We start from the raw sequence: 21353 nt of genomic DNA, 5'->3' as shown, positions 1-21353 counted from the left end.
GCGGCAGTTCTTCAAGACAACGAGGAAGGCGGCGACATGAACGACCTCGGAGTCATCGATCGCTTCATGGAGACCTTTACCCGCTATATTGACAGTGGGTTCGGTCTGCTTTCGGGCGACGTCGCCTTTCTCACCACCATTCTGATCGGCATTGACATCACGCTCGCGGGCTTGGTCTGGGCGTTCGGCGGCGAGCCCAACATTCTTGGCCGGCTTGTTCGCAAAGTGCTCTATGTCGGCGCCTTCGCCTTCGTCCTGAACAATTTCAAGAACCTCGCCGACATAATTTACCGCTCCTTTGCCGGTCTCGGCATCAACGCATCGGCCGGCAACCTGTCCGCCGACAGTCTCCTGCGGCCAGGCCGCATTGCCGCGGCCGGCTTCGAGGGCGCCTGGCCGCTCCTCAATCAAGCGAGCCAGCTAGTAGGCTTCCCCGAGATCTTCGGTAACGCGCTCACCATCTTCGTGCTGCTTCTGGCCTGGTTCCTGGTCCTCATCGCCTTCTTCATTCTTTCCATCCAGCTCTTCATCACCATCCTCGAGTTCAAGCTCACCACGCTGGCCGGCTTCGTCCTGGTGCCCTTCGCGCTCTGGAACCGTTCGGCGTTTCTGGCCGAGCGCGTGCTCGGCAATGTGATTTCGTCGGGCATCAAGGTGATGGTGCTTGCCGTCATCGTCGGCATCGGCTCCACGCTCTTTGGCGAGTTCGCTTCCGCCCTGCAGGGCCAGGAGCCGGACCTGGCGGCGGCCATGTCTCAGGTGCTGGGTGCGCTGGCGCTGCTTGGGCTCGGCATTTTCGGCCCCGGGATTGCCTCGGGTCTTGTTTCCGGCGCGCCGCAGCTTGGCGCCGGCGCGGCACTTGGAACAACGGCGGCCGCAGCTGGATCAACGGCGGCCGCAGCTGGATCAACGCTCGTTGCCGGAGGCGCTGCGTTTGCCGGCGCGCGCATGGCAACAGGCGGCGGCCTCGCCGCAGTCCGTGCCGGCGCCGCCATGGGGTCCGCTGCCACCGTCGCTTGGCAAACGGGGCGCGCGACATCGCCCGAGTCCGGGCTGTCCGGGGTAGCTGCTGGGCTGCAGGGGGTTGCGAGTGCCGCTAGCGGCGCCGCGATGCGGGGAATGCGATCCGCAGCAGAACCATTCCGCCGTAGTGCCGACGCCGGTCGCCATGCCGGCTGGACCGCGACCGGCGGCATGCCGACCAGCTCGATGAGCGGAAGCTCTCCAGTTATAGCTCCCGCGGCCGCGCCTGCCTGGGCAAGGCGTCTGCGTTCCGAACAGACCGCACGCGCCCATCGCAATGCTGCCACGCAGGCGGTGCGCGATGGAGATCGGGGCGGAAGCGGCGCCAATCCCTCCCTCAATGACAAGGAAGACTAGATGCTCTTCAAGCGACCCGTTCAGCGTTATGGAAAGACGCCCGAACCCGTAACACCCTACCAGAAGGCCAGCCAACTCTGGGATGAGCGCATCGGCGCGGCGCGCGTCCAGGCCAAGAACTGGCGCTTCATGGCCTTTGGCTGCCTGGCTCTGACGACGGGGCTTTCCGGCGGGCTTCTGTGGCAGTCGATGCAGGGCCGCGTCGTGCCTTATGTCGTCGAGGTCGACCGCTTTGGCGAAGCGCACGCGGTCGCGCCGGCAGTCCAAAACTACCAGCCCGACGATGCCCAGATCGCCTGGCATCTCAGCCGCTTCATCCAGAATGTTCGTTCGGTTTCCACCGATGCGGTTCTGGTGCGGCAGAATTGGCTGTCGGCCTACGACTTTGCCACCGACCGAGCGGCGCTCTTCCTCAACGAATATGCCAAGGCGAACGACCCTTTCGGCCAAATCGGCACGCGTAGCGTGTCAGTGCAGGTGACCAGCGTGGTCAGGGCTTCCGACAGCTCGTTCCAGGTCAAATGGACCGAGCAGGTGTTCGAGCGCGGCAGCCTCGCCAGCACGACGCGCTGGATCGGGATCCTCACCATCCTCATCCGCCCGCCTAGGACAACCGAGCAGCTGCGCAAGAACCCGCTCGGCGTCTTCATCAACGCCATCGACTGGTCGCGCGAGCTCGACAGCGCCGCGCCAACCCCCGTTTCCCCTAAGGAGCCCGCCAATGACAAATAGAGCCTCATCGTTTCGTGCTGCCTTCATGCTGTCGGCGTCTGCTGCGGTTCTTTCGGCCTGTGCCTCGAAGCCAGTGCCGCCGCCTCAGATTTCCTATGACCACGAGGACTTCAAACCAGCCGCGATCGAGAAGGCGCCGGAGAAGCCGGTCAAGGTCGTGGAAGTGCCGAAGCCGTTGCCGTTGCCTGGTCAGTTGATGCCCGCACCCGGCAAGCCCGCCCCAGATAAGCGCTCGCCGGAAGAACAGGTCGCCGATGCCAACAAGGCGGCGACGCAACAACCCACCAAGTTTGGCTATGTCAATGCGGTGCAGGTTTACCCCTTTGCCGACGGCGCGCTCTACCAGCTCTACGCCGCGCCGGAGCGCGTCACCGATATCTCATTGCAGCGGGGCGAGAAGCTGACCTCGGTCTCAGCCGGGGATACGGTCCGTTGGGTGATCGGTGACACCGTTAGTGGCTCAGGCGATGACCAGCGCACTCATGTGCTGGTGAAGCCATTCGCGCCGGGGCTTGCCACCAATCTGGTCATCACGACGGACAGGCGATCCTATCACCTGCAACTTCAAAGCACTGAGAAAACTGCCATGGCGGCGCTCTCCTGGATTTACAGCGAAGACCAACTCGTGGCGCTTCGGCGGCGCAACGCTCAGGCCGAGGCTGAAATGCCCGCGGCCTCGAACGTAGCACTCGAAAACATCCGCTTCCGCTATTCGATCGCCGGCGACACGCCACCATGGAGACCGACGCGCGCCTTTGATGATGGCAGCAGGGTCTATATCGAATTCCCGCGCCGTATAGACCAAGGTGAGGCGCCGCCGCTCTTCATCGTCGGAGCCGACGGGGACAACCAGCTCGTCAACTATCGCATGCGCGGCAACTACTACATCGTCGATCGCCTCTTTGCTGCGGCCGAGCTAAGGCTGGGCACCAAACAGCAGCAGGTGGTGCGCATTACGAGAACCGACGGTCGGAAACCGCCGCGGCGGGTTTCGCTGTTTTCGCGTTTTGGCAGGTGAGGGGAGGCTCATGACCGATACTTCCCATCCGAATGCTCCGCCGAAGCTCAATCCCGAACAGCTGCAGCTGCGAGCCTCGCCCCGCCGAGCGGTGCGGTTCAGGCGCGGCATAATCGTCGCGATCGCTGCTGTTGGTTCCGGCGCTGTTTTTGGCGTCACGATGATGGCGCTGCGGGGACCCGCATTGCGCCTGAAACAGCAGGCCGAAGAGCTCTACAGCAGGGACCGCAAGCCGACCGCCGAGGGACTTGAATCGCTGCCCAAGGACTATTCCGGGGGCAAGCCGAAGGCTCCGGTGCTTGGACCGCCGCTGCCCGGGGATCTCGGCCGTCCTATTCTCGAGCACCAGCGCCAGCTTGGCATCGCACCTGGGCAAGACGTTTCCGCCGAGGCCCAGCGGCTTGCACAACAAGCGATTGAGGCGCGCGAGTCGCAAGTCCTCTTCCGCATCGAAAACCGGCCCCAGCAGGCGGAAGCTTTTGGCAATGGGCAGGGCGGACGTTCGCCTTTCGAGACGGCGTCTCCGCAGCCAGATACCGAAGGCCAGCGAGCTTCCGTCGCGCCGGCCGAGGGCGACCAGAACAATCAACAGCGCAAGCTCGATTTCATCGATCAACGGAACACCGGCGGGATCTACAACCCGCATGCACTGCAGACGCCGGCCTCGCCGTATCAGATCATGGCCGGCAGCGTGATTGCGGCAAGCCTGATCACCGGCATCAATTCCGACTTGCCCGGCCTCGTCGTCGCGCAGGTTACCGAGAATGTGCGCGACAGCGTCACCGGCAGCATCCTGCTCATCCCGCAGGGCTCCCGGCTGATCGGCACCTACGATAGCGTTGTAGCCTTTGGCCAAAGGCGCGCTCTGTTGGTGTGGCAACGCATTGTGATGCCGGACGGCTCATCGATCGAAATCGACAATCTGCCCGTGACCGACGCGGCCGGCTACGCCGGGCTCGAGGACAAGGTGGATTTCCATACTTGGCAGTTGATCAAGGGCGTCGCGGTGGCCACATTGCTGGGGGTTGGTACCGAGTTGAGCTTTGGGGAAAATGAAAGCGACTTGGTCAAGGCAATTCGTGAATCCACCCAGCAGAACGTCAGTCAAGCGGGCCAACGGATCACTGAAAAGAACCTGAACGTCCAACCCACGATCACCGTGCGCCCTGGTTGGCCGTTGCGCGTCATCGTGCACAATGACCTCGTGTTGCGGCCATACACGGGGTGAACAGGAGGACTTCATGGCTAACCTGAAACTCGGAAAACTTCCGGATCGGACACCTTCGAAGATCACCATCACCGTTGGCGCCGCGTTGAGCCAAGCACTCAACGACTATGCCGCTCTTTACCGTCGGACCTATGGCGAGTCCGAAACCGTGGCTGACCTGATCCCCTTTATGCTGGTCGGGTTTCTGGAAGGTGACCGCGCATTTGCCAAGGCCAGAAAGGAAGGTTTGCCGGGCGCCGGCGCGTCGGAGAAACCGCGAAGGCAATCATCTTCCACACCTGACAACGCGTAACGCTTGGTGTCGCACCGCTAGGTTCTTGATGCTGACCGCGTTGCCACCGATCCCAGCAAGCGCTTCGCAAAATTTGATATCAGGCGTTCGCTTTACGCTTTGAGATAGGTTTCTTGGCCGGAGCAGCCTTCCCTCCCCAAACCTAACGATTTTGCCAGCGCTGATCGGGCGGCCGAATAGTTCGGGGCGACCATGGGATAGTCCTTCGCCAGTCCCCACCTCGCCCGGTATTCATCGGGCGTCATCCCGTGCCGGGTTGCCAGATGGCGCTTGAGTGACTTGTATTTCTGCTCCATCTTCAAGACTGATTATGTAGTCTGGGAGGACGGACCTTTTAGGATGACGGCTTCGGAGCCGTTTCTTCAGTTGGCGCCCTGTCCGATCTTAGTCAATGCCGAATTTACACTAGCGATCAAATCGGGCAATCCAGAGACCGGAACCGCGTTCCTCTGGATAGGCCGAAAAGATATCCGCAGTAAGTGCGAATAGATTACTGCCGGCTTCTTCAGACATCATCACCCTCCTAGTCCTCTGATTGCAACTGAAGCGGCCGCCTGAATCTAGTCTCTGCTAGTCTCGGTTGAGCGTGAGATTCAATACCAATTCTTGGCGGAGAATTTGCGATAGAGTTGCGTCAGGAGGTCACGCTGGCAGTTCCAACTCTGGTTTTAACCCAAAACGTCAATGAACTTTGGAAATTGGTTTTTTCCAGTGAGCTTGACCTTTATGTAGAGCTTGCTCGCCACGGCATTACTCCCGGGCCAGCCGAGCGAATAACGATCGACGACTTCCTGGCTTGGCGCCCTCGCGGTCCCTCCATAAGCAAGCGCTCAAAGCGCTGGTGGCTTGGCTCTGGCACTAGTTCGCAAATGCCGCCAGCACCTCCAATGGTGGGGTCTTGCGAAGGATACGTCGATCTCTTCCGTTCGATGGGAAGCGCTTCCACCGCATCACGGGCTGCGGCCAGCTCCCGCACGGGTATGCGCCGAGAAATCGCCGGTATGGTCAGTCTTTTCCCGGCCCACAGCGGTCAGTGTAAGGTTCTGCAAACAGGGGTCAGATTTTTTCTCGGCTCTACGGAAGGATGTTTCGCGCCGCGCGCCGGCCGGCCCAGCTCATTTCCTATTTCCTACGTTTCGACCTGCCAGGCCAAGGCAGCTCGCCGTCAAGCTCGCGGAGGCCGTAGGTCTCCTCCTCCCATCGCTTCCGTTCAGCCGCCGGGGGCGGGAGATCTTCATCATCGAACCAGAGCAGCGTCAGGGTCTGATCCCAGGCGGCGAGGTGGCGGACGTCTTCGTAGAGAGAACCTTCACGCTCCCAGCCCTCGAACCACTGATCCGGCTCGGCTTCCTCGGGGCCTGCCGCCGCTGCCCCCGCCCGCACCCGGGCGCTGTAGGAGTCGCTTGGCAAATCCATTCCGAGGCGCACCCAAGCCTTGGCGCCTCGCAGGGATGTGGAACGCGAGCAGTAGCGAACCTTGCCGCCCTCGGAGAGCACGAAGGCGCACAGTTCGCGCGAGAAGGTGGCGAAACGTGAGCCCGTCGACATCAAGGAAGCGTCGAATTCGTCGGCCAGGTCGCTGACCGCGGCGAAATTCATGTCAGCCGCATCGACTCTCGGCTTGAACAGCTTGAATGGAAGCAATAGCTCGGCCGCGAACACGTCGCAGGCGATCTCGCCGGGCGGCCTACGCGTGAAACTCCAGCTCGGCGACCTATGATCCGCCGCTATGCCGAGGGCCTCGTGAGCCACTTCGTGACAGATGCTAAAGCGCTGCCGACGGCTGTTGTGGGCGCAGTTCACGCAAATGCGGTACTTGCCGTTCGACAACCGCACCGACCATGCGTCCTCATGTTCCTGAAGCACTTCCTGCTTCACGGTACCTCCGACTTGCGCCGCGTAGGCGTTTACTGAGACCGGAAGCGCCAATGGACCGCTCTTGGCGATGAAGTCGCGTGCCTTCATCGCGACGGAGAGTTCATCCATCTTCGTCCTCGCTCATGAACCGGCGGATGCGGGCAAGGGAGGTCGCGTAGTCGGGGCGGGCGCCACGGTTCACGACGGTGGTAAGCATATGGAACTCTTCGAATGAAACTCGATCATCGGCCCTCGCGAACTCGGCAAGATCGGGGTCGACATTGGGGTGACTTGATAGAAACCGCAGGATCTTGACTTCCCGCTCGGACGGCGCCAGACCGCCGAGCAGCTTGTTCACCACCTCGTCGGACGGCGCTTCCTTCGCACCCGTCTCGAGGCGGTAGATGTAGGCGTGATCGACTTCGCTCCGCTGAGCCAACTCTCGCAGGCTAAGATCGCCGCGAAGCCCCTTCAGCCAAATTCCTAACGCAGACTCCGGCATCCGCCCTCCTTGACATTCGCCACAATATCTCCCATTCTGTTGTCCAGACAGACAACGCGCTCTGGGTTGGTCTCGTGCCGAACAGGGCGTTTTTCAGAGCCTAAGTGTTGTCTGTCCGGACAGCAAGATGCCATCCGGCAGAGCGAAACGCAAGCACCGCGAAGCGGAGAAAGTAGTAAAAATGTCAGTCAATGTCGCTGCGCACCTGGTGCGTATCCATGTCGACCGGGAGATTTTCGAGTCGCCCGACCCCACAACGGGCAAAGCGCTCTACGCGCTGGCCGAGATCCCGAACCACCGTGAGTTGTTCCGGGAGGTGCCGGGTGATCACGAGGACAAACTCGTACCGCGCGACGACGCTGTGATCGACCTGAAGAAGGATGATCACTTCTACAGCCAGAAGGCTGTGACAGTTGGCATCAATGGCGAGCCCTTCGAAACCACTGAAACTCGTCTCTCGTTCGAGGAACTGGTGAAGATCGCGTTCCCCATCCTGCCGACGGGAACGTGCATCGAATTCACAGTGACCTACCGTGATGGCCCCCCGTCGAACCCCAAAGGCACGCTCACGGCTGGCCACTCCGTGAAGATCAAAAACAGGATGAAGTTCGATGTCACGGCGACCGATCGATCGTAGCCCGCCGCTGAAGCGGCTTCGCGACGAGGGCTACAGCGTCGACGTGGTCACGGGATATCTCGTGATCCGTGACGTACCCTATGTTGACAGCAACCGGCAGGTAAAGCGCGGCGTGTTGTTCGCCCCATTGGAGGTGACCAACGACGTTGCGAAGCCGCCCAAGGATCACCAGACCAAGTGGTCCGGCGATCACCCTTGCAACGAGGACGGCAGCAAGATCCAGGGGCTTGGCGACAGCGACTTGGGTGACGGCCTGAAGATCGACGGGATGCCGGTGCGCTGGAACTTTTCCTGTAAGCCCAAGCCCGCCGACCGCTACGACGATTTCCATCAAAAGATGGCGCACTACGTGGCGAAAATCTCGGGCCCGGCACAGGTGATCGAGCCGGGTGTGATGGCGCAATCCTTCAAGCCTTACGCGCCCGACGAGGACGACAGCGTCTTTCTATACGAGGACACGGCCAGTAGTCGCGCCGACATCGTGGCAATCGCGCTAAAGCTCAAGCCGCTGAAGGTTGGCATCGTCGGCCTGGGCGGCACGGGCTCCTACGTCCTGGATTATCTCGCCAAGACCCACGTCCGCGAAATCCACCTCTTCGACAACGACGGGTTCAACCAGCACAACGCCTTTCGGGCGCCGGGCGCGCCTTCAGGCGAAGAACTGGAGGAGGAGCTCTCCAAGGTCGAGTTTCACGCGCGTACCTACAGCAAAATGCGCCGCGGCATCGTCCCGCACAAGGTCAAGCTTACCCCTGAGAACCTTCACCTGCTGGAAGGCCTTGACTTCGTGTTCCTGTGCATGGAGGGGACCGGGAAGCGGCCGATCGTCCAAAAACTGGAGGCGATAAACATCCCGTTCGTAGATGTGGGCATGGGCCTGACGGTGCACAACGAGAGCCTGCGGGGCCAGATACGTACAACGACCAGCACGCCTACCAAGCGCGAGCACGTCCACAACGGGAAACGCATCGCGTTCATGACGACAGAAGAGGTCAACGAGTACGACAAAAACATTCAGGTGGTGGAACTCAACGCTCTGAATGCTGCCTTTGCAGTCATCAAGTTCAAGAAGCTTTTCGGTTTCTACGATGACGACACCCACGAACATTTCAGCATCTTCGTGCTCGCGGGCGCCGAGACGATCAACGAGGACAGCGAATGAAGAGACCCTACAAGATCCGACACGAGTTCGTGGAGTTCGTCCCGAGGGTCCGCGAGGCCGGTGTCCTCTATGTTTCGATCCCGTATGCAACCGCAGTCCATGATTGCTTCTGCGGTTGTGGCACCAAAGTGGTGACACCGATTAGCCCGGTAGGCTGGCAACTCACCTTTGACGGCGAGAGCGTCAGTCTCTCGCCGTCAGTCGGGAACTGGTCATTCGCCTGCCGGTCCCACTATTTCATCCGTATGGACACAGTGGTCTGGGCAGGCGACATGTCGGAGGACGAGATTGCGTGGGGCAGGATGCGCGACAAGGCGGCGCGCGAAGGTCACTTCGGTGGCCATGTCGAGCCGCTCGCTTCGCCGAAGGCCGAGGTCGCGAAAACCAAATCTAGAGGTTTCTGGTCGTGGCTGACCGGCGGTCGTTAACACGTGCCGCGCTTCGGGCCCGCGCAGATGCGAGTCTCATAGACCTACGTCTGGGCCGGGACCTTGAGGCCGCTCTCATAGGTCGCGCTTTCCGTAGAGCATCCAACTCGGCTGACCTTTCAGAGTGGCACCTAGGCCCGAATCGCGTCAGGCGGAGGCCGTTTCCCAAGAGTGCACTGCGGTCTCCGGTGAAATTTCGAATTTTGGCAGAATAAAAAGGCCAGCAAGCGAGTTGATAGTCGGCCTCGTGCTGCTTACATCGTGCACTGCGAAGTAAGGGGGGTGGCGTGGTTTATTTCAACAAAATTGCCGGATGGATGGGTTTTCCTCACCTGAGTGTGTCTCTCGGGCTGACGTATTCGTTTACAATTGCCTATAAACTGAAAGACAGGACTGACGAGAAGTGGACCGCCTGGTTTATTCGATTCAAAGACAAGAATAATAAAGCCGAGTGGGGTGCGGCGACGGTTCTATACGATGCTGCTCCGACTCTCATCAAGCACTTAGGTATTGATCCCAAACGCGCCTCATTTATCCCCGCGCTTTCGTCCAAGGAAACGAAAGCCGACCCAAGCCGCTCAATACCGTGGATTACCAAGGAATGCGCAAAAACTGTGGGGGCGCAATATTCCGACAGCATCCTATCCAAGAATGTCCATCAGAAGATTCATACGATTTATTCCGCTGAGGGTCGCTCCGCTGAGCTGGATAAGGCTAAGTATCAGTCGGCAAAAATAGATGCGGACCATGTCTTCGTTTTCGATGACTTCATCACGCGAGGTGATACGCTGTCTCGCATCGCGCTAGCGGTGCTTGCCGCCAATCCGAAATGCAAGGTGTATGGGATTGCGCTCGCGAAAGCGGAGAGTGTTGCTTACTGCCCGAATCCCGAGAACGATCATGTTCCTGCTAGGTGGGATACGCTATGGGGGCAGGGCGAACGGGAGCACGACGCGAAGTTCAAGAAGGATTAGAGCAATGGCTTCATCGCCCGTATCATCGACATCAGTAGCGCTAGTCGCTTTGATGAAGCTCAAAGGTCTCGGCCGGCGGGGGGCCTTGCGCATCGTTTATGGGCCTGTGCCTGACCGTGATGCGAAAGACGTTGTGGTGGACAGGGCGGCGCGGGCGAAGGTATCGGAAAGCGCACTGTTAGAGGCATGGGATCGAGCTCAGGACGAGTTGGAGAAAACGCTAAATAGCGATACGAAGTTTTTCTCATTCCATGACGAAGGGTACCCTCAGCGCCTTCGTAATATCCCAGATCCTCCTGCCGTCTTGTATGTAAGGGGAGCCGTGGCAGGACTCCACGCGACGAAGTGCCTTGCCGTCGTGGGGACGCGTGAGCCAACTCCTTATGGTGAAGCTGTTGCTAGGAAGTCGGCAGCGGCGGCAGCAAGCGAGGGCTTCACTATCGTGAGTGGCTTAGCACATGGCTGCGATACTCTTGGTCACGAAGGCTGCTTGGATGCCCACGGTGTGGGGGTCGCAGTGATGGCCCACGGCTTGGACAAAGTTTATCCCGCCGCCAATCGGGGACTGGCAACTCGCTTAATTGAAAACGGCGGCTGTTTGGTCAGCGAATATCCTCTTGGTGTCACTCCTATGCGGACAGCTTTTGCCGAGCGAGATCGCATCCAAAGTGGTCTCTCCGACGCAGTGCTAGTGGTGGAGACGGATGTGAAGGGTGGGACCATGCACACGGTGCGGTTCTGCCGAGAGCAGAAGCGTGCGCTGGCGTGCATTGATCATCCCGATAAGTGGAAGCACGAGGACAAGACGAAGGGCAATCAGATGATGATTGCTCAGCACTGGGCCCGCGCCATATCCGATGGGGTCGCCTTGACGCAGTTCTTGCTGCACGTCCAGCAGGTCGAACGCTCTCCAGCAAAAAGACCGGAGCGCGCATTGGACATCGATCCTCAAACTCGGTTGGGTTTCTGAGATGATTATTTTCGACTTCGATCAAACTCTCGTGGACACCTCCACAGTTGAGCACCTTCGCGCCGCTCGGGACTGGAAGGCGGTTATGGCCCAAGCCCCGAAGCTGGCCGTCTACGGCGGAATTACCGAGTTGCTCATCGAACTACATGCGGCTGGTCACACATTGGCTATCGTTACAAAAAGCCCCGACATGGTGCCGAAGGCCTTCATAAAGGCACATGCCTGGCCGATAGATATTGTGGTCGGCTATCATCACGTGAAAAACCGAAAGCCGCACCCGGAGGGTCTTTTGCTTGCGATGTCAAAAGCGGGAGGAAAACCTCACAATACTTATCATGTCGGCGATCAGCCGCAGGATACCGAGGCTTCGCGTGGAGCCAACGTCGCCGCGTTGGGCTCGGCATGGGGCTGCCTCGACGTGGCAGGTTTGGAAGCCTCGAAACCAGACGCTATTTTCTCGTCTGTCGGCGAACTGCGCGACTACCTCAAAAAGAAGCTCGACCTGAAATAACCCGCTCAGTCGAAGGTGTCCCCGGAGTCGGTGACAGGGCTCTCCTGCATGACCGTGATCGACGATCCGTCGCGCTTCCACCGTTCGCGTGATGTCGCGCGGTCTACTTCGGGCAGACGTCGCGGCGCTGCCAATCCGGCTCCTCCATCGACGTTCAGGGGGGCATCTCGAAGGCCGGCGACGAGGACGTGCGGCGGGCGCTCTGCGAGACGGCGTTGGGCCTGATGACGCGCTTCAACGGCTCCGACAAGGTCAAAAGCTGGGGCCAGGGATCGCCGAACGCTCATTCCACTGCAAGGCCTGCGTCAAGTTGACCGTGATCATGCACGCAGTCTATGGACGGCCGCGCGGTGCAAGGGAATTCGAAACGGGTGGTCGAGTACGGTCCGCGCCAATCTATCCTTCCTCTCACTGGAGCCTATGCTCCGGGCGATCATGGTAATCCGCTCACACCCGATCTTCCTATTTGGCAGTCGCAAAACTCGAAACGGTCACGCTAGAGACTTTGTACGACGGGCGCGAAAGCGGCTGGTCCTCTGACGAGTTTGCCTATCTCAATATAGGTTAATATATGAGGATCACCGATATAAGAACCTATATGGCGGTAAGGTTTGATATAGGGACACATATTGACACCCGTCATATAGGAGCCTATATCAGGCTAGCTCATATAGAGATCGTATACGCCATGAAGATCAGAACAGCTCGGGACATTGGTATCCTGATCAAGGAGGCCCGCACCCGTCGCGGCCTGTCCCAGGCTGCCTTGGCCAAGATAATCAACACCACGCAGACGTGGGTGTCGTGGATCGAGAACGGCAAGCCCAGCGCCGAGATCGGTAACGTGCTGCTGGCGCTGACTACGCTTGGTGTGGAGCTGGACTTTCAGATCCCGCCGGCGCCGACGTCGGCTGCTGATCATCATCATAATGCCGATGAACGGCATGTCGACGATGACGACGACGAGATTCCCTACAAGCTCTAGGTGACGATGATCATGGTGAACCCGATCGACACCCTCGACGTCCATATCGCTGGCAGACCGGTTGGGTGGCTCCACCACCTGCAGGGCGGCAAGCTTTCGTTCTCCTATCAAGAGGCATGGATGGAGGGCCGGGTGGCGATCCCGCTTTCCCTGTCCATGCCGACGATCACCAGGACCTACGAGGGCAAGGTCGTCGAGGCATTCCTCTGGGGTCTGCTGCCGGATAATGAGCAGACCCTCGCCAGATGGGCGCAGAGGTTCCAGGTCTCCGCCCGAAACCCGTTTGCCCTGCTCAAGAATGTCGGCCGCGACTGCGCCGGCGCCGTCCAGTTCCTTCCGCGTGGCCACCAGGTTTCCCGCGGCGAGAACGTGGAGTTGCTCACGGAGGCGCAGATTGGCGACCGCCTGCGCGACCTCCGCAAGGATGGTGCGGCGACCCGGCGAATCGGCGATCCTGGTCAGTTCAGTCTCGCTGGTGCGCAGGCAAAGACGGCGTTCCATTTCGACAAGGGCAGCAATCGCTGGGGGATCCCTCTAGGCGACACGCCCACGACACACATCTTCAAGCCGCCTTTGCCGCACTTGCACGGGCATACCGAGAACGAGCATTTCTGCCTGCAGCTTGCATGCAAGCTCGGCATGGACGCTGCACACAGCCAGGTTCTCGACTTCGCAGGCGAAAAGGCGATCGTTCTCGAGCGCTACGACCGCCGCAACATCGACGGCAAGACCATCCGCATCCATCAGGAGGACATGTGCCAGGCCCTATCGGTGATGCCGACGCTAAAGTACGAGAACCAGGGTGGGCCAGGTATCACGGCGATCTCCAAAAAGGTGCTGGCGGCCTCCATGGAACCCGTCCAAGACCGTCAGACCTTCATGGCCGCGAACGTCTTCAACTGGATCATCGCCGGCACGGACGCGCATGCAAAGAACTATTCGATGCTGCTGGGTGCCCAGGGCGAGGCCCGCCTAGCTCCGCTCTACGACATCTCCTCCATTCTGCCGCACCTCGGCGAGGGAGAGATCCAGGCTGAGATGCGCGACCTTAAACTGGCGATGAAGATCGACAGAGTCTACCCGATCGAGGAGATCATGCCGCGCCACTGGCGTCGCTGTGCGTCCTCAGCAAAGGTTGGCGGCGAGTACACAATGCGGACGATCCGCCATCAGCTCGCGGTGATACCGGACATGTCATCGGAATGCGCGCAAGAGCTTCGCCAGGAGGGGATCATCCATGAGATCGTTGGTCGCCTCGTCGACGCGATCACGACGCGCATCAAGGGCTTGTCCCGGATCTATGGAGAGGAAGCCGCCGCGGAGCCCGTGTAGGTTGTGGAGGTGAAAGTCGGGCGGGGATAGCGGATCCACGGACTAATGTCGGCGAAACGGACGGACCGCACACTGCCCATGGCATTCTCGCTCTGATAGGCCCGGGCCGGGTAGGTGGCCGGTTTCGGAACCGGCCATCGGCATCTTGAATGACGGGAATGGGGTCGGTTGCAGAACGGCAGCTTCCCGCCGAATGTGGTCAACTTTCTCTCCAGGAAATCTGACAATGCGGGCCTACGATTTGGCGTCGAGTTGTGGCTTTTTTGACGGTCAGTATGATTTCCGGCGGTTGGAGATCTGTTTCGGCGTTTGATCAACGGCCGCTGTTGGGTTCAAAGTGGATGGTCGCGTTGGTGTGTGGACAGCAGGCTTGCGGCGTCCCTCGATTGAGATCACCCGCAGGTTTTTGCTCTTGAGTTCATCCAGATAATCGGCCCACCACTGCATCATCTTGACGCGCTCCTCCCAGTGCTCTGCCCGGGCGTAGGCGCGCCGAACGTCGTTGTTCTCAATGTGGGCCAGCTGCCGCTCTATGGCGTCCGGATGCCACTTGCCGCATTCGTTCAGCAGAGTTGATGCCGTTGCTCGAAAACCATGCGCGGTAGCTTCATCCTTGCTGTAACCCATACGACGCAGTGAGGCGTTAAGCGTATTGTCGGAAATCGGACGCGAAGCCGACCGAACACTAGGAAACAGCAGCGATCCATCACCAGAGATTTCTCTCAGTGAAGTCAGGACGCTGATCGCTTGCTTTGATAGGGGTACGCGGTGCGGCCGTCGCATTTTCATGCGTGCTTCAGGGATCGTCCACACCGAGCTTTCAAAATCGAACTCTTCCCATTCAGCGGCGCGAAGCTCGCCGGGGCGGGGAAACAGCAGCGCTATCAGCTTTAGACCGGCTCGGGTTGTAGGCTGTCCATCAAATGCATCGATCCCCCTCAGCAAACCGCCCAAGGCCTTCGGATCGGTAATCGCGGCGCGAGACGTTACCTTCGGACTGATGAGTGCGCCTCTGAGGGCGAAGGTCGGATCTGTCTCGGCGCGTGCGGTCGCGATTGCGTATCGAAACACGCTGCCGATGGTGGAGCGCAGTCGCCTGGCCGACTCGTATCGACCGCGAACCTCGACGCGACGGAGGGCGGTAAGGATGATAGCCGGATCGATCTTCCGAATGCACTTATCGCCGATTATCGGATAGGCAAAGTCGAGCAGCCATTTGACCTTGCTGATCGTCCGGACGGCACGTCCCTCCTTCTTCAGCTTGTCAACATATTCGTCCGCGATTGAGCGAAAGGAGTCCTTTGCCGAATCGGCCTTCCGCAAGCTGCGTTCCTTTCCAGGGTCGACGCCAGCTAGCAGGAGCCTTTTAGCATCATCGCGCGCCTCCCGTGCCTCGGCGAGAGAGATAAGCGGATAGCTCCCCAGCGCGAGCAGTTTCTGCTTGCCGTCAAAGCGGTAGGCGAGCCGCCAGAGGCGAGAGCCCGTGGGCTGTACCCATAGCTGCAGCCCGCCCCCGTCAGACAATTTCACGAGTTTGGAAGCAGGGCGGGCGTTTCGACATTTCACGTCGGATAGGGCCATTCGTCAGGTCTCCCTTGGCTGTTTCGATACCATCAGAATGTCGAATACCAACGGAAATACCATCCCCCCGCCTCGTTGGACCAAATGCGCCCGAAGCGCTCTCTGTCCCGCTTAATTGCGCAATGCGACGGAAAAAGATCAACAATTCCAGTGGCTTGCAGAAGCTGCAGCGTAGAAGGTTCGGCTTAACGGAGTGTCGGGAGAAGAGGGGATGGTGCCCAGAGGCGGATTCGAACCACCGACACGCGGATTTTCAGTCCGCTGCTCTACCAACTGAGCTATCTGGGCCTGTTCCGGCAAAACGAAAACTCGTTGACCGGATTTCATCGAGGCGCCGTGGGGGCGCCCCTTGAAAGCGCGTGGGTTATAGCACGGGAATTCGGCCTGTCCAGCGCCTAGGTGGCGATTTCAGACAGGAAAAGCGATGCTGTGCAGTGCCCCGGTTTCCATGCCGCTCGCATGGCCGCAATGGCGCACAGCATGGCACGATCCGGCCTTCGTCACCCTTGCCCGCGCCGTTATTGGGGGGCTGACATGCCGTGACGCGTCTTTTAGCCAGCGACCGAGGCGCAGCACTGCTTTCGCGGCACCAGGCGCGCCGCTGGTCGCCGCTATCTATCTGGCGCCGGTCACGCCTCTGCGAAAATCGGAGGGCGACATGCCGGCCAGTTTGCGGAACGACTTGTTGAAGGCGCTGAGCGAGCCGAAGCCCGAGTCCATGGCGACGCGCAGCACATTGGCGTCCTGGTGCATCAAGAGCGCTTGCGCATAGCTCAGCCGCAGCAGGTTGACATATTCGTTGAGCGTCATGCCGGTCGATTTCTTGAACAGGTTCATGGCGTATTTGGGATGGATGTCGGCGGCGGCCGCTATGTTCACGCAGTCGATGTCGTAGAGGAAATTCTCGGCGATGAAATCGCACATGCGCCCGACATTGCGCGACGATTGCTGGTCGAAGGGGCTGCCGGTTTCCTGCCCGGGTGCGGTTTCCGGCACCAGCCGGTAGGGCTCGAACCGCACCCGCTCCAGTCTGAGCAGCAACTCGTTCACGGCATGCTCGATCATGGCCGGATCGCCCGAGCGGAAGTAGCGATTCCAGCGCTCGAAATTGTGGTGGTCCGCCGGATCGGTCGCGCCGGTCACCAGCGTGGCGCCCGTCATCAGCCGATGGCGGACATCCGTCGGCAAATGCAGGCGAAAGAAATGCACCAGCGGCAGATGCGCTCCGGCATAGATGGCGTCGTCCGAGAGATCGTCCATCTGGTGCGGCAGACCGCCCCAGAACAGGCACATGTCGCCTGCCGACAGTGCGATCTCATGTTCGTTCATGCGGTAATGCACGCTGCCGCGCACAATGAAATTGACCTCGACCTGGGCATGCCAATGCGGCTTGAGCATCACGAGCGGATGGTTGTGAAACATCTGCAAGGCCAGCGGCAGGCCTTCCACGCTGCTGGCGCCAGGCTGATAAAACGGACGTTCCGGCATCTTACTTTCCGCCAATTTCATATTCCCTTTGACGGCGACAGGCCCTGCCCACTGCATAGTCTAGGCATGCTCACAGTGAGAGAGCAAATGAAATGGGAGGATTTCTATGCGCATCACAATGACCTGCGCCGCGCTCGTGCTTGCCCTGGGCTCTGCCCCGGCCTTCGCGCAATCCGGCGAAATCACCATCTGGAGCTGGAATGTCGCGGCTTCATCGCTGAAGGCGACCATTGCCGGCTTCAACAAGCAATTTCCCGACGTCAAGGTCACGGTCCAGGATCTCGGCAACCAACCGACCTACGACAAGTCGATCGCCGGCTGCGCCGCCGGCGGCGTCGGCCTGCCCGACATCGTCACCATCGAGAATGGTGAGGCCGAGAATTACTGGAGCCAGTTCCCCGACTGCTTCGTCGATCTGCATACGCTGGGCTACACTGCCGAGGACCAGGCGAAATTCCCCGACTTCAAACGCACCGAACTCGAAGTCGGCGACAAGGCCTACTCGATGCCGTGGGATTCGGGCCCGGTCGCCGCGTTCTATCGCCGCGATTTCTACGAAAAGGCTGGCGTCGATCCGGCGTCGATCAAGACCTGGGATGATTTCATCGCCGCAGGCAAGAAGATCCAGGCCGCCAATCCGGGCGTCACCATGACCAACGCCGATTTCAACGGCGACTCGGAATTCTTCCGCATGATCGCCAACGAACAAGGCTGTGCCTATTTCTCCGCCGACGGGCAGTCTATCACGGTCAACCAGCCCAAATGCGTCGACGCCATGACCAAGGTCAAGGAGATGAAGGACGCCGGCATCATCTCGTCGGCCGACTGGGGTACCAAGATCACGAACAACACTGCCGGCACCGTCGCCACCCAGATCTATGGCGGCTGGTATGAAGGCACCATCCGCACGGAATCGGCCGGTGAAAACGGCAAATGGGGCGTCTATCTGATGCCGAGCCTCACCGCCGACGGTCCGCGTGCCGCCAATCTCGGCGGGTCCTCGCTGGCCATCACATCAGCGTCCAAGAACAAGGAGGCTGCCTACGCCTATCTCAAGTACACGCTAGGAACCAATGAGGGCCAGATCACGATGCTGAAAGAGTTCGGCCTGGTGCCGTCGCTGGTGTCGGCCCTCAATGACCCCTATGTCTCGGAAGGCCTGCCCTATTGGGGCGGCCAGGCGGTGTGGAAGGACATCCTCGGCACCTTGCCGAAAGTTGTTCCGAGCCGCGGCACACCGTTCCAGAGCGATGCCGAAATCATCGTCCGCGCCGTGCAGACCAAATACCTGGCCGGCGGCTATCCCGATGCCAAGGCAGCGCTCGACGACGCCGCAAGCCAGATCGCCGCGGCGACCGGATTGCCCGTCAAATCTTGATCTGGACGTGATGGTCGCGGGCGGCATGATGCTGCCCCGCGACCGAACGCGCCGCGCGTTTCAGCAGGGCGCGCCACCCTTGAACGCGGAAAGGAGGCAGCAATGCGCCATCAGAATGCCACGGCGTATCGCTTCCTCGCGCCCTATCTGCTGATCTTTGCGGTCTTCTGGGTGTGGCCGATCATCAGCTCCTTCATGATCTCCTTCCAGGCGACGCGCACCGTGCCGTGGCGGTTCGCGCCCGGCTTCAACTGGGGCCGGTTGATCGGCGACCCGGCCTTCTTCAACGCGCTTAAGAACACGCTGCTCATCCTTGTCATCCAGGTGCCGGTGATGATCTCGCTGGCGCTGGTCATGGCGGTGCTGTTGAACTCGCCGCTCTTGAAGGCGCGCGGCCTCTACCGCTTTGCCTTCTTCGCCCCCGTGGTGGTCGGCGAGGTCGCCTATTCGGCGGTGTTCCGGCTGATGTTCAACCTCGATTTCGGCATCATAAACAAGCTCCTGAACAGCGTCGGCCTGCCTAAGATCGACTGGTTCTCCAACGTCACGCCGGCGATGGCGCTGATCATGATCGCGGTGACCTGGCGCTGGGCCGGCTACAACGCCATCATCCTGCTCGCCGGCATGCAGTCCATTCCCGAGGATGTCTACGAGGCGGCGACGCTCGACCGCGTCAGCAAGCTCAAGCAGTTCTTCTACATCACCCTGCCGTTGCTCAAGCCGGTCATCGTGTTTTGCCTCGTGCTGTCGATCATCGGCACCATGCAGCTGTTCACCGAGCCGTTCCTGATCACCGAGCGCGGCGGACCGGGCGGCGGCACTGAGACGCTTGGCCTGCTGCTTTACCGCCAGGGTTTTCGGTCGCTCAATTTCGGCTACGCGTCGGCCGTTGCCTACACCATGGCCGGTCTGGCGATCGCCATCACGCTGGTGCAGCTGTGGCTGACGAGGGAACCGAAATGAGTTCGCGCTCCTCCGCCAGGCTGGGACGCAGCATCGCGCTGCATTTGTTCCTGACGCCGCTGGCGCTGATCTGGCTGTTTCCGCTGTGGATGATGGTGGTGTTCTCGACCATGCCGGACAACGGCATCTTCAGCCCCGGCATCGAGATGTTGCCGCACGGCAATTTCATCGACAATTTCAACAATCTGCAGCGGGACACCAACTTCGTCGGCGCCATCGGCATCTCGGTATCGGTGGCGGTGACCTACACATTCCTGTCGGTGCTGCTGACGTCGATGGCCGGCTGGGCGCTGGCGCGCTACCAGTTCTTCGGCAAGGGCGCGGTTGTCGCCATCATCCTCGGCACCATCACGCTTCCTTATGCGGTCGTGCTGATCCCGCAATTCATTATGGTGGCGCGCGACTTCAAGCTCGCCAACACCTGGGTGGCGCTGATCGTGCCGCCGCTGTTCAATTCGCTCGGCGTGCTGTTCATGCGGCAGAGTTTTTCGATGATGCCGGACGACCTCTTCGATGCGGCGCGCGTCGAAGGCGTGAAGGAATGGCGCATCTTCCTTTTCGTCGCGCTGCCCTTGGCGCGGCCGATGCTGGCAGCGCTCGCCATCATCCTGTTCCTCGCCTCCTGGAACAATTATCTGTGGCCGCTTTTGATCAACAGCCAGCCCGGTTCGATGACGGCGCCGGTTGCACTCGGCACGCTGATCGGCCTCACCAAGGTGTCATGGGGCGGCATCATGGCGGGCGCGGTGATGCTGACGGTACCGATGCTCGTCGTCTTCGTGCTGCTGCAGCGCCATTTCATCGCCGGCATCGCCGCAGGCGCGGTCAAGTAAGGGGCAGAATGGCAACGGTTACGCTGAACAATGTCGTCAAGCGCTTCGGCGTCTTCGAGGTCGTCCATGGCGCCAGTATCGACATCAAGGACGGCGAATTCGTCGTCTTCGTTGGCCCCTCCGGCTGCGGCAAGTCCACGCTGCTCAGAATGATCGCCGGGCTCGAGGATATCAGCGACGGCGAGATCGCCATCGGCGGCAAGGTTGTGAACGATGTCGAGCCGGCGGACCGCGGCATCGCCATGGTGTTCCAGTCCTATGCGCTCTATCCGCACATGAGCGTCGAACAGAATCTGAGCTTCGGGCTGCGCATGACCGGTAACCCGAAAGCCGACACCGATCGGCGGGTGAAGCGGGCGGCCGAGATCCTGCGCATCAGCGAATTGATGGACAGGCGCCCGAAAAAACTCTCCGGCGGCCAGCGCCAGCGCGTCGCCATAGGTCGCGCCATCGTGCGCGAGCCGCAGGTCTTCCTGTTCGACGAGCCGCTCTCTAATCTCGACGCCGAACTGCGCGTCCAGATGCGGGTCGAGATCTCTCGGCTGCACAAGGAACTCGGCGCCACCATGATCTATGTCACGCACGACCAGACCGAGGCGATGACGCTCGCCGACAGGATCGTCGTGATGCGCGCCGGCCATATCGAGCAGATCGGCCGGCCGCTCGATCTCTATGACAATCCCGACAATCAGTTCGTGGCGGGCTTTGTCGGCTCGCCGAAGATGAACTTCATCAAGGCTCATATTGTCGGGCACGATGCGCGTGGCGTGATCGTCGAACTGGCGGGCCAGGAGAAGACCCGTTTCACCCAGCCGCTGACAGGCGCCATGCCCGAAACGGGGAGCAAGGTCATCGTCGGCGTGCGGCCTGAACATTTCGGCAGTGCGGGAGAAGGGGGCGCCGACCTCGTCGTCGGCATCGACGTGGTCGAGCACCTCGGCGGCACGAGCTTCCTCTACACCAGAACGGCCAATGGTGAAGACGTGGTGATCCAGCGCGACGCGGCAAAGGTTCCCGATACGTCCGAAATCACCGTTTCCATCCGCAAATCCTACCTGTTCGATGAAAAAGGACTGCGGCTGCGCTGACCGGCCGTCCTTTC

At 60.3% G+C, this 21353-nt stretch carries 21 protein-coding genes, 1 tRNA gene and 2 pseudogenes; 18 read left to right on the top strand and 6 right to left on the bottom strand.

Annotated features, from left to right (window positions below):
• Nucleotides 1-36 precede the first annotated feature (36 nt).
• The 5 genes from trbL to NKI73_RS08260 are packed head-to-tail and all read left to right on the top strand — an operon-like array spanning nt 37 to nt 4650.
• Nucleotides 37-1380 carry a P-type conjugative transfer protein TrbL gene (gene trbL / locus NKI73_RS08280; RefSeq protein WP_352628467.1) on the top strand — a complete coding sequence of 448 codons (1344 nt, stop codon included), beginning with the start codon at nt 37-39 and terminating at the stop codon, nt 1378-1380.
• Nucleotides 1381-2112, top strand: coding sequence for a conjugal transfer protein TrbF (trbF, locus tag NKI73_RS08275; RefSeq protein WP_023692452.1), 732 nt, complete (start codon nt 1381-1383; stop codon nt 2110-2112).
• Entirely contained in the window at nt 2102-3130 is a 1029-nt protein-coding gene (trbG, locus tag NKI73_RS08270; RefSeq protein ID WP_352628465.1) for a P-type conjugative transfer protein TrbG, read from the top strand. The genes trbF and trbG overlap by 11 nt, the downstream gene beginning before the upstream one ends.
• A 10-nt stretch (nt 3131-3140) precedes the next feature.
• Complete coding sequence (locus NKI73_RS08265) at nt 3141-4358, top strand: TraB/TrbI/VirB10 family type IV secretion system protein (protein WP_352628463.1); 1218 nt, start codon at nt 3141-3143, stop codon at nt 4356-4358.
• A gap of 13 nt (nt 4359-4371) precedes the next feature.
• Nucleotides 4372-4650, top strand: a complete 279-nt coding sequence (locus NKI73_RS08260) for a DUF2274 domain-containing protein (protein ID WP_023669268.1) — start codon at nt 4372-4374, stop codon at nt 4648-4650.
• A 79-nt stretch (nt 4651-4729) separates the two neighbouring features.
• On the opposite strand, the pseudogene NKI73_RS08255 reads toward NKI73_RS08260, so the two are convergent.
• The 3 genes and pseudogenes from NKI73_RS08255 to NKI73_RS08245 all read right to left on the bottom strand — a co-directional run bounded on the left by NKI73_RS08255 (nt 4730) and on the right by NKI73_RS08245 (nt 7009).
• A pseudogene (locus NKI73_RS08255) lies at nt 4730-5163 on the bottom strand (Ros/MucR family transcriptional regulator).
• Nucleotides 5164-5772: 609 nt separating this feature from the next.
• Nucleotides 5773-6636, bottom strand: coding sequence for an ImmA/IrrE family metallo-endopeptidase (locus NKI73_RS08250; protein WP_031214820.1), 864 nt, complete (start codon nt 6634-6636; stop codon nt 5773-5775).
• On the bottom strand, nt 6629-7009 hold the full coding sequence (locus NKI73_RS08245; protein ID WP_352628460.1) for a helix-turn-helix domain-containing protein: 381 nt from the start codon (nt 7007-7009) through the stop codon (nt 6629-6631). The genes NKI73_RS08250 and NKI73_RS08245 overlap by 8 nt, the downstream gene beginning before the upstream one ends.
• 127 nt (nt 7010-7136) lie before the next feature.
• On the opposite strand from NKI73_RS08245, the gene NKI73_RS08240 reads away from it, so the two are divergent.
• The 9 genes and pseudogenes from NKI73_RS08240 (at nt 7137) to NKI73_RS08200 (ending at nt 14008) form a co-directional block, all read left to right on the top strand.
• Nucleotides 7137-7646: a multiubiquitin domain-containing protein gene (locus NKI73_RS08240; RefSeq protein WP_352628458.1), complete on the top strand. Its 510-nt coding sequence runs from the start codon at nt 7137-7139 to the stop codon at nt 7644-7646.
• Nucleotides 7621-8808 (top strand): ThiF family adenylyltransferase, encoded by a 1188-nt coding sequence (locus NKI73_RS08235; protein ID WP_352628456.1) that lies wholly within the window; start codon nt 7621-7623, stop codon nt 8806-8808. Before NKI73_RS08240 ends, NKI73_RS08235 begins: the two co-directional genes overlap by 26 nt.
• Nucleotides 8805-9236 (top strand): ubiquitination-like system serine protease family protein, encoded by a 432-nt coding sequence (locus tag NKI73_RS08230; RefSeq protein WP_023669273.1) that lies wholly within the window; start codon nt 8805-8807, stop codon nt 9234-9236. Before NKI73_RS08235 ends, NKI73_RS08230 begins: the two co-directional genes overlap by 4 nt.
• Nucleotides 9237-9523: 287 nt before the next feature.
• Entirely contained in the window at nt 9524-10210 is a 687-nt protein-coding gene (locus NKI73_RS08225) for a phosphoribosyltransferase (protein WP_198022479.1), read from the top strand.
• 4 nt (nt 10211-10214) lie between these two features.
• Complete coding sequence (locus NKI73_RS08220; RefSeq protein ID WP_352628453.1) at nt 10215-11180, top strand: DNA-processing protein DprA; 966 nt, start codon at nt 10215-10217, stop codon at nt 11178-11180.
• A 1-nt stretch (nt 11181) separates the two neighbouring features.
• A complete protein-coding gene (locus NKI73_RS08215) occupies nt 11182-11691 on the top strand; it encodes an HAD family hydrolase (RefSeq protein ID WP_023669276.1) in 510 nt (169 codons plus the stop codon).
• 30 nt (nt 11692-11721) lie between these two features.
• A pseudogene (locus NKI73_RS08210) lies at nt 11722-12133 on the top strand (transposase); the annotation flags it as partial.
• Nucleotides 12134-12379: 246 nt separating this feature from the next.
• Entirely contained in the window at nt 12380-12676 is a 297-nt protein-coding gene (locus tag NKI73_RS08205) for a helix-turn-helix domain-containing protein (protein ID WP_023669277.1), read from the top strand.
• Nucleotides 12677-12688: 12 nt separating this feature from the next.
• Nucleotides 12689-14008, top strand: a complete 1320-nt coding sequence (locus NKI73_RS08200; protein ID WP_352628451.1) for a type II toxin-antitoxin system HipA family toxin — start codon at nt 12689-12691, stop codon at nt 14006-14008.
• Nucleotides 14009-14278: 270 nt separating this feature from the next.
• Here the strand turns inward: NKI73_RS08200 and NKI73_RS08195 are convergent, their stop codons facing one another.
• The 3 genes from NKI73_RS08195 to NKI73_RS08185 form a co-directional block, all read right to left on the bottom strand.
• Nucleotides 14279-15589: a tyrosine-type recombinase/integrase gene (locus tag NKI73_RS08195; RefSeq protein WP_352628449.1), complete on the bottom strand. Its 1311-nt coding sequence runs from the start codon at nt 15587-15589 to the stop codon at nt 14279-14281.
• A gap of 212 nt (nt 15590-15801) precedes the next feature.
• Nucleotides 15802-15877, bottom strand: a tRNA-Phe gene (locus NKI73_RS08190).
• A gap of 327 nt (nt 15878-16204) precedes the next feature.
• Nucleotides 16205-17077, bottom strand: a complete 873-nt coding sequence (locus NKI73_RS08185) for a helix-turn-helix domain-containing protein (RefSeq protein WP_352628447.1) — start codon at nt 17075-17077, stop codon at nt 16205-16207.
• 106 nt (nt 17078-17183) lie between these two features.
• Between NKI73_RS08185 and NKI73_RS08180 the strand changes: the two genes are divergently transcribed.
• From NKI73_RS08180 to NKI73_RS08165, 4 genes are all read left to right on the top strand, one after another.
• Nucleotides 17184-18455, top strand: coding sequence for an ABC transporter substrate-binding protein (locus tag NKI73_RS08180; RefSeq protein ID WP_352628445.1), 1272 nt, complete (start codon nt 17184-17186; stop codon nt 18453-18455).
• Nucleotides 18456-18557: 102 nt separating this feature from the next.
• Nucleotides 18558-19418, top strand: a complete 861-nt coding sequence (locus NKI73_RS08175; RefSeq protein ID WP_352628444.1) for a carbohydrate ABC transporter permease — start codon at nt 18558-18560, stop codon at nt 19416-19418.
• Complete coding sequence (locus NKI73_RS08170; RefSeq protein WP_352628442.1) at nt 19415-20251, top strand: carbohydrate ABC transporter permease; 837 nt, start codon at nt 19415-19417, stop codon at nt 20249-20251. Before NKI73_RS08175 ends, NKI73_RS08170 begins: the two co-directional genes overlap by 4 nt.
• Nucleotides 20252-20259: 8 nt before the next feature.
• Nucleotides 20260-21339 carry an ABC transporter ATP-binding protein gene (locus tag NKI73_RS08165; RefSeq protein WP_352628440.1) on the top strand — a complete coding sequence of 360 codons (1080 nt, stop codon included), beginning with the start codon at nt 20260-20262 and terminating at the stop codon, nt 21337-21339.
• Nucleotides 21340-21353: the final 14 nt, after the last annotated feature.

It is taken from the genome of Mesorhizobium sp. M0496, assembly GCF_040321205.1.
Classification (GTDB): Bacteria; Pseudomonadota; Alphaproteobacteria; order Rhizobiales; family Rhizobiaceae; genus Mesorhizobium.
This window is presented reverse-complemented; position numbering and strand designations above follow the sequence as displayed.